At 63.9% G+C, this 2,628-nt stretch carries 2 protein-coding genes; both read right to left on the bottom strand.

Annotated features, from left to right (window positions below):
* On the bottom strand, positions 1 to 1,722 hold a 1,722-nt coding region (locus GVY42_RS16235; protein ID WP_159565739.1), incomplete at its 3' end, for a DUF11 domain-containing protein.
* A gap of 275 nt (positions 1,723 to 1,997) precedes the next feature.
* A partial coding sequence (locus GVY42_RS16640; protein WP_236550116.1) for a hypothetical protein occupies positions 1,998 to 2,628 on the bottom strand: 631 nt, incomplete at its 5' end.

Here is a 2,628-nt window from a genome sequence, read left to right as displayed (position 1 = left end):
GTTCACCGACACGTCCGAGAGGGTCACGTTGCCGGTGTTGTTGACAACGAACGAGTACGTGATTTCCTGACCAACCGTGTACGCCGAAGCCGCCGACGGACTGGCAGACTTCGTCACCGTCAATGCCGGAGCAGCGTTCGCGGGGACCGTCACTGTGGACGGAGTCGACGTCAACGGCGTACCACCGGGCGGTGTGCCGGTCGCGGTCGCCGTGTTCGAGGTCGTCCCGCGGTCCACGTCAGCCTGCGTCAGTGTGTACGAGGCGGTGAACGTGCTGGACGCGCCCGCAGCAAGCGATGCAACGGAAGACGGAGAGACCGCGCTCATCTGCCCGGAACCGGTGAAGGCGGTTTCGTTGATGTTCACATTCGAAAGCGTCGTTGCACCGGTGTTCGTGGCCTTGAACGAGTAGCTCACGACCTGTCCAACCCGGTAGGCCGACGGCGCGGAGGGGTCAGCGGTTTTCGTAACGGTAATGTCCGCCACCGGATGCGTGGTGCAGGCAGTGTTCGTTGTCGCGCAGCTCGTCGGCGTGGCCGTGCCGGTCGGGATCGCGTAGTTCGACAGCACGTGATCGCCCGTGTCTGGGCTATTCACGCGGACCGCATAGGTGACTACCGTCTGTCCGCCGGCGGGAATGATTCCGGAGACCCGGAAGCTGCCGGATGAGACAGCGCTGACGGTCAGGCGCGTACCGGAGGACACAGTGGGCTGCGTGGTGATCGTCGCGTCATCCAGAACAGCAGAGAGCGCATCAGTCTGGTCGACCTGTGCCGGAGCAGTACCGTTCGCATTCGACAAGGTGATCGTGTAGTTCACCGTCTGCCCTGCACGCAGTGCCGTCCCGGATGCAGGATCAGCAGTCTTCGTCACCTGCAGGTCCGAGCACAGCCCACTGTCCTGCTGCGACGTCGCACCACCGAACGGGAGACCCGTCGACGCCAGCGTCTTGGTCGGGATGGTCGCGTTCGACGCAGCGGTCGGTATCGAGGCCACCTCGTAGAAATTCCCAGTGGATCCAGCAAGGTAAATCTTGCCACCACTCTGGGCCGCACCGAACGAATTGGGAACGGTGCCCACGACCGTCGTGGTGTTATCCGGGTGGATACGCACCAACGCGTTCTGACCGTTCGGGTTGCCCGTCACGGCGAGGATGTCACCGTCAGCGAGGGAGAGGAAGTCACCCGCGGAGTTGTACCCAGTCGGCAGGGAAGCCGGATACAGCGATGAAACCCCGGTCGTCGGGTTCAGTCGGTAGATGGTCGGACTGCCCCCCGAGGCGTACAGCATCGACCCGTCCGGCAGCGAGCTCAGAGCGTTGTTTACGCCCGTGGTCGGCTGCGGGCCGGAGATGTTCACCGAGGCGGTTTCTGCCCCCGTGTTGGGGTTAAGTGTGTACAGCGTGCTCCCGGAGATTCCGTAGAGAGTGAGGCCGTCGCTCGAGAAGCCGATGTCTCCATACGACTGCACGAGTGGTGAGCTCGCCTGGAGCGTTCCTGTCGACGAGTACCTGTTCAACACCGACTGCGCACCGTTGAACGTGTTGACGGTGATGTTCCCAGGGAGGCAGACCGCGTCCGCTGCGCGGGCCACCTGGCTCGTCACACCGGATCCGATCGTCGTGAGCATCGCGAGGACCAGCGCGAAGAGCGCAGCCAATGCGCCCAGACGGTATCGCCTCCGCTGCGTGTCAACAATCAAACGGGGGTGCGGATTACGCATGAGTCACCGATCAGCTCATCGACCTTCCATCGCGCCCCGCCGAAGAGGCGATGGATCAAGGTCGTCATGGTCATTGCCCTGGGAATCAGCAGAGAACCCCAGGTGGACACTAGCCCAGACTATCCGCTTTACGCGGTACCTGTGACTGAACTGTGACCCGTACGATGACGGAGCGCCATCAGGACTGGGACGCCGTGATGGCGCAGCTATGACGCGGGTTCTCAAAAAAGATGTCGCGCTCCGCGTGGGCAGGTCCGGGTGGGGGTGCGACGGGGTTACAGCGCGACGGTGACGATCGTGCTCGGGCCGACTCGCGTCCCGTTGTCGGCACGGACGACCACGCTGTGCGTACCGCGCGTCATGTCAACGCTTCCCGTGATCGTCGCGGCGCCGTTGGCGGCTGCAGCCGCACGACCGATCCGTACGTTGTCGTAGGTCGCGACGTAGACAGTCTGGGCGGATCCGGAGACCCCGACGCTGATCGTGGTTCCGCGAAACGAGGTCGACACGATTGGTTGGCGAAGAGTCAGGCTCGTGACCGCAGTCGTGCCATTGGCGGTGGCGGTGATCTGGGAAGTCCCGGCAGGGACCGCAAGACTTCCGGAGCGCCAACGCCCCTGCGCATCAGCAACGACGGATGCTAGTACCCCTGACTGTCCGGACAAACGGACCATTACCCCCGGCGAGGCAGTACCTGTGACAATCGGGTAGAAAGCGCCGCCCCCAACGTCGACACTGTTGATCGCGACAGGAATCGTGACGCTCTCACTGTTCTGTGGGCCGTTTCCTCCACCCTCAGAGGGCGCAGCAGCAGCGCTGCGGCCGTCGGCGGGATCCGGAGGTACCCCGTCGCCAAGGGGAGCGACGGTCGGCGCGTGGGCCGACGCCGTCGGCGCGGATGGAGAT

This window comes from Exiguobacterium sp. 8A (genome assembly GCF_902506275.1).
Taxonomy (GTDB): Bacteria; Bacillota; Bacilli; order Exiguobacteriales; family Exiguobacteriaceae; genus Exiguobacterium; species Exiguobacterium profundum.
The sequence above is the reverse complement of the archived record's forward strand: the minus strand, read 5'-3'. Positions and strand labels throughout refer to the sequence as shown.